Origin of the sequence: uncultured Veillonella sp. (assembly GCF_934190855.1) — a bacterium.
In the GTDB taxonomy this organism is placed as follows: domain Bacteria; phylum Bacillota; class Negativicutes; order Veillonellales; family Veillonellaceae; genus Veillonella.
In genome coordinates this window covers 1-5,338 of sequence record NZ_CAKPTN010000112.1, presented here as the reverse complement: position 1 = coordinate 5,338, position 5,338 = coordinate 1, and the positions used below count along the sequence as shown (strand labels likewise).

Annotated in this window: 6 protein-coding genes; 2 read left to right on the top strand and 4 right to left on the bottom strand. The window is 39.2% G+C overall.

The annotated features are described in order from the left end of the window. Positions 1–51 precede the first annotated feature (51 nt). The 3 genes from msrB to Q0F90_RS06925 form a co-directional block, all read right to left on the bottom strand. Positions 52–990 (bottom strand): peptide-methionine (R)-S-oxide reductase MsrB, encoded by a 939-nt coding sequence (msrB, locus tag Q0F90_RS06935; protein ID WP_296004322.1) that lies wholly within the window; start codon positions 988–990, stop codon positions 52–54. Next, on the bottom strand, positions 991–2,112 hold the full coding sequence (locus Q0F90_RS06930) for a 5-methyltetrahydropteroyltriglutamate--homocysteine S-methyltransferase (RefSeq protein ID WP_296004321.1): 1,122 nt from the start codon (positions 2,110–2,112) through the stop codon (positions 991–993). Positions 2,113–2,384: 272 nt separating this feature from the next. After that, on the bottom strand, positions 2,385–3,323 hold the full coding sequence (locus Q0F90_RS06925) for a LysR family transcriptional regulator (protein WP_287292351.1): 939 nt from the start codon (positions 3,321–3,323) through the stop codon (positions 2,385–2,387). Between the two features lie 105 nt (positions 3,324–3,428). On the opposite strand from Q0F90_RS06925, the gene rnmV reads away from it, so the two are divergent. Both rnmV and rsmA read left to right on the top strand, forming a co-directional pair. Beyond that, the gene (gene rnmV, locus Q0F90_RS06920; protein WP_105097800.1) at positions 3,429–3,962 is read left to right on the top strand and encodes a ribonuclease M5; all 534 of its coding nucleotides are present in this window, start codon (positions 3,429–3,431) and stop codon (positions 3,960–3,962) included. Between the two features lie 8 nt (positions 3,963–3,970). Then, positions 3,971–4,825 (top strand): 16S rRNA (adenine(1518)-N(6)/adenine(1519)-N(6))-dimethyltransferase RsmA, encoded by an 855-nt coding sequence (rsmA, locus tag Q0F90_RS06915; protein WP_296004320.1) that lies wholly within the window; start codon positions 3,971–3,973, stop codon positions 4,823–4,825. A 107-nt stretch (positions 4,826–4,932) separates the two neighbouring features. On the opposite strand, the gene Q0F90_RS06910 is transcribed toward rsmA, so the two are convergent. Beyond that, positions 4,933–5,338, bottom strand: a 406-nt coding sequence (locus Q0F90_RS06910) for a sodium/glutamate symporter (RefSeq protein WP_296004319.1), incomplete at its 5' end; no start/stop codon positions are given.

The window sequence follows — 5,338 nt, the reverse complement described above, 5'->3', positions numbered from 1 at the left end:
GTAAAAAATGCTAAAAAAGACGACTTACATGTGTAAGTCGTCTTTTACTATTTAATCTTCAATATACGGTAAGAGATATTCGTATTTTGTGCCTTTTAACTCTTCTTTAGGAATAAAGGTTAAGGCAGATCCATTGATACAGTAGCGAAGAGAGCCGTTAGGTCCATCTTCGAATACATGGCCTAAGTGAGCATTGCCAATGCGGCTGCGCACTTCGATACGATTCATACCATGAGAGTCGTCTTGGTAGTATTTAATAACATCCTTAGCGATTGGTTTAGTAAAGCTTGGCCAACCGCAATGAGAGTTGAATTTATGTGACGATACAAAGAGGGGCTCTCCAGTAGTGATATCTACGTAGAGACCTGCTTTGAATTCATCTGTTAATTCATGACTAAAAGGAGCATCTGTAGCAGAATTTTGCGTAACCTCATACTCTTGTGGTGATAGTGCCTCTAAGGCTTCTTTAGATGGCTTGTTATACGCATTATCATCGATAAGTGGCTCATCAGATAGGCCTAATGGAATATGACAATAACCGTTAGGATTTTTATCTAAGTAATCTTGATGATACTCCTCAGCAGAGTAGTAGTTTTTTAAAGGTAACACTTCGATAGCAAAGGGTTTGCCCTCCAAGGCTTGAGCACGGGCTAAGGTACTTTCAATAATAGCTTTATCTGCCTTATCCGTATAGTAAATACCAGTACGGTATTGAATACCTACGTCACCGCCTTGTTTATTAATACTAAATGGATCGATAGCTCGTAGGAAATATTGAATCAAATGGTCCAAGGAGAGTGTGTCTGCATCGTAGGTAACCTTGAGGGCTTCTACATGGCCACTATTGTGGCATACATCTTCATAACTTGGATTTTCAGTAGGACCATTGGCATAGCCTACTTCTGTGGAGAGGACGCCTCCAATTTTCTTGATGTATCCTTGAAGGCCCCAGAAACAACCGCCCCCTAAATATATAGTATGTTCATTCATTTAATCACCCCAAACTTCATGAGCTATTTCTTTAACTAATGCTAGTTTAGCCCATTGTTCTTCTTCGGTCAATTGGTTGCCAATTTCACAAGAAGCAAAGCCGCATTGCGGGGATAAGCAAAGTCTTTCAAGAGGAATATATTGGGTAGCCTCTTGAATGCGTTTTTTAATAACTTCTTTATCTTCTAATTCTGGACGTTTAGATGTAATAAGACCTAATACGACCTTCTTGTTAGGAGATACCTCACGCAATGGTTCAAAGCCACCAGAGCGATCATCGTCAAATTCCAAGTAATAAGCATCTACATTTTCTTTAGCGAATAGAATAGGGGCAACTGGTTCATAACCGCCACTAGCAGCCCAAGTAGAGTTGTAATTACCTCGACATACATGAGTTGTAAAGGCTAAGTCTTGAGGGCGACCTTCGAGGGCCAAGTTGTTTAAGCGTAAGTACTTAGCTGTTTCGCCTTCGATGGTTACGCTTTTATCCTTTTGACGGCCTGTCCAGTAAGCGTGGTCACAGCACATACCCCAAGTACAATCATCAAATTGAATATTGCGGCAACCAGCGTCATACAAATCTTTGATAACTTGACGATATGCAGCGGCAATGTCTTGGATGAGTTCTTCTAAATCAGGGTAGAAGGAGCGTGTCGTAATGCCGTTATCCTCACGGAATAATTCAGCTAAGAATTGGGATGGAGCTGGGATGGTTTGACGGGCCGTAGTGTTTTCATCTTCGAATTGTTTTACAAATTTGAAATGCTCCACGAATGGGTGATTTGTTCCCGTAATTTTGCCAGTAAGGGCGAGGGAACCTGGCGCTGTTTCTTGACCAACGAATTTGTAACCGTGTTCTAGTTCAATTTCTTTTACGCCGTTAAATCCCCACATGAAATCTAAATGCCAATAGGCACGACGGAACTCGCCGTCTGTAATAACTGGTAGACCAGCAGCCTTTTGTTTTTGAATGAGGTCTGTAATAAGACGATCCTCAACAGCTGTTAATTCTTCTCTAGAAATATTTCCATTATTGAAAGCTTCGCGAGCTTCTTTTAATTCTTCAGGACGTAGGATAGAACCTACAATATCAAAGTGGAATGGTGCTAATTGTTTGGACATAATAATAATCCTCCTTATATAAACGGTAAAACCGATAATTTCGATAGGCTTATTATAACGAAGTATGACTATATGTAAAAATATCTATATATTAGAGTTGTATATAACTTGAAACTATATACGATTGTAAATTTGTCTTTTTAGTTATATCGAGGGGGGGACTATTAGAATTTAAATGTGGAGCAATATAAAAAGCACTCTCCTAAAATGAACTACATCCAAAGTTGTGTCCAACTTTGGATCAATTCATAAAAGAGAGTGCTTTCAATATATTATTTTTTATCCTCTGGCAATTGAATATGTCTACCATAGTTGCCAACGTATTGTTCAAGGGCTTGAATATATTCTTGGCCTAAGCGGCTGCGTTGCATTTTATTGTTAGTAATATATCCAATATGCATCAAGCCTTCTTCTGCAAGGGGCACAGAGATGATATTTTCCCCATTGACCTCTTTATCGATTACACCACTAGATACAGTGTACCCATCAAGTCCAAGTAATAGGCTGAATAAAGAGGCTCTGTCACGAACGCGGATATGCTTTGGACGCACTACGGTACTGAAGATTTCTTCAGAGAAATAGAAGGAGTTATGATCCCCTTGTTCAAAGGAGATATATGGATACTCTTCTAACTCATCCATGGACACTACATCTTTATTAGCTAATGGATGTGTTTTACCGATGAAGATATGAGGGTGAGCCGTAAATAATTCTGTAAAAGTTAATTCGTTAGTGTGAATTAATTTTTCTAATACAGGACGGTTGAAATCATTATAATAAAGCAAGCCGATTTCACTCTTCATATGAGCTACGTCATCAATGATTTCATAGGTTTGTGTTTCGCGTAAGGATACATCATATTGATCGATGCCTGCACCTTTTAAAAGCTCTACAAAGGCATTCACTGCAAAGGAGTAATGTTGTGTAGAAACAGAAAATTGTTTCTTCCCACCGCTTTGACTCTTATATTGCTCCTCTAAAAGGGCTGCTTGCTCAAGGACTTGGCGTGCATAGCCGAGGAAACGTTCCCCTTCTTTAGAAACAGTAATCCCTTTATTGGTACGATCGAAAATGGTAATGCCCATTTCCTTTTCTAATTCTTTAATAGCCTTTGTAAGGCTAGGTTGAGATACAAATAATCTCTTGGCAGCTTCACTAATACTACCTATATTGGCAATTGTTGTGACATACTTTAATTGTTGTAAGGTCATAATTGGCCTCCTTTTATATATTACACTATTAATACTACTCGATTATAAGTATTTAAGCAATGTTATATATGTGTTACAATGTACTAATAGAATAAAGGAGGACCTATGCTAAAACAAGTCATCGTCGTAGAAGGAAAATCTGATATACAACGCATTGCTCAAGCTGTAGAGGCTGATTGCATAGCCACTGAAGGTTTCACTCTTCGAAAAGGTGTTATCGATATGATTCGCGTTGCTTATGAAAAACGAGGCATCATCATACTAACAGATCCTGATACCGCAGGGGAGCGAATTCGTCGTGTATTAACGAAAAAATTCCCCAATGCACAACATGCTTTTGTTCCTCGTGACGAAGCTTTTGCAAACGATGATATTGGCATAGAACAAGCATCTCCAGAATCCATTAGAAAGGCTTTATCTACATTACATGTAGAGTCTTTAGAATCATCCAATGAATTTTCTATGGTGGATTTAGTGCGCCATGGACTGTCAGGTATGCCAGATAGCGCAGCTCGACGAGCTGTTATTGGTGCAAAATTAGGGATTGGCTACGGAAATGGTAAGCAATTCTTATATCGGTTAAATCATTACGGTATAACACGAGATGCTTATGAAGAGGCAGTAAATAGTTTGAAATAGGAGTTAAGATGTTAGAATCAGTAATTGCAAGCCCTGAGGTAGTGCATTATATATGTAAACGCTTCGATATTAAAATGAGCAAAAAGCTAGGGCAAAACTTTCTTATTAAACGCGGCATCGTCGATGAAATCGTTCATGCCGCGGAGTTAACACCTGGTGAACCTGTACTTGAGGTTGGCCCTGGCATTGGTACCTTAACACAAGGTTTAGCACAAAGCGGTGCTGATGTAACAGCCATTGAACTAGATCGCCGTCTATTAGAAGTGCTAGATACAACATTAGCATCTTATGACAATGTACGCATCGTTCATGGTGATGTATTGAAATTAGATGTGCCCACCATCATGAACCATAAACCGTTTAAGGTGGTTGCCAATTTACCGTATTATATTACAACGCCTATTATTATGTCTCTATTGGAAAGCAAATTACCAATTGAGCGCCTCGTTGTAATGGTACAAAAGGAAGTTGCTCTACGCATGGTAGCACAGCCTGGTACAAAGGACTATGGTGCCTTATCTGTAGCTGTTCAGTATTATACAGAGCCAGATATTGTTCTCGATGTACCTCCTAAATCTTTCTTGCCTGCACCAGCGGTAACAAGTTCTGTAATTCGCTGCGTATTGCGTGATAAACCACCGGTAGATGTAATTGATGAGAAACTATTCTTCCGCGTTGTGAAAGCTGGTTTTGCGCAACGTCGTAAAACATTCTCTAATACGATGAAAACAACAGGTTTATCAAAAGATAGAATCGAAGAGCTATTAGCAAAAGCAAACATCGACGGTCAACGAAGAGGTGAGACCTTTACCCTTCAAGAATTTGCTGATGTAGCCAATGCTTGGGCTTCTTTAATTAAATAGTATAATGCATAAAGAGCTTATTAGATTGATAACATATCATTCTAATAAGCTCTTTTTATTCTAATAAGATTTTTTCATAAAAAAAGGACCCGTATGGGTCCTTTTTATTAGTACAAGAAGCCTGCCATTGTTGTAATGAGGAAGGCGTTTGCAAAGTCGATTAAGAATGCACCTACCAAGGAAACTACGAGCCATGCACGAGGGGATGGACCGTGTTTGCCTGCCAAGGATAACATGTTAACCAACGCATTTGGTGTAGCACCTAGACCGAAGCCGATGGCACCAGCGCCAAGCATAACCGCATCGTAGTTGCGACCAAAGATGAAGTAGATAAGGTATGCAAATACACAGATAAGTACACTTTGTGCTAGTAAAATTGTAATAAGTGGTAATGCAAGATCAATTAATTGAACTAGCTTCAAGCTGTTGATAGCCATTGTTACGAATAAGGACAATGCTACGTTAGATACTGCTTCAAGTGCAGAATCGTTGATTTTGTAAGCTTTAGTAAAG

Bases quoted from the DNA above. Each gene is read 5' to 3' on its own strand.
- Q0F90_RS06925 (WP_287292351.1), bottom strand. From the start codon at position 3,323: ATGACCTTACAACAATTAAAGTATGTCACAACAATTGCCAATATAGGT.
- msrB (WP_296004322.1), bottom strand. From the start codon at position 990: ATGAATGAACATACTATATATTTAGGGGGCGGTTGTTTCTGGGGCCTT.
- Q0F90_RS06930 (WP_296004321.1), bottom strand. From the start codon at position 2,112: ATGTCCAAACAATTAGCACCATTCCACTTTGATATTGTAGGTTCTATC.
- rnmV (WP_105097800.1), top strand. From the start codon at position 3,429: ATGCTAAAACAAGTCATCGTCGTAGAAGGAAAATCTGATATACAACGC.
- rsmA (WP_296004320.1), top strand. From the start codon at position 3,971: ATGTTAGAATCAGTAATTGCAAGCCCTGAGGTAGTGCATTATATATGT.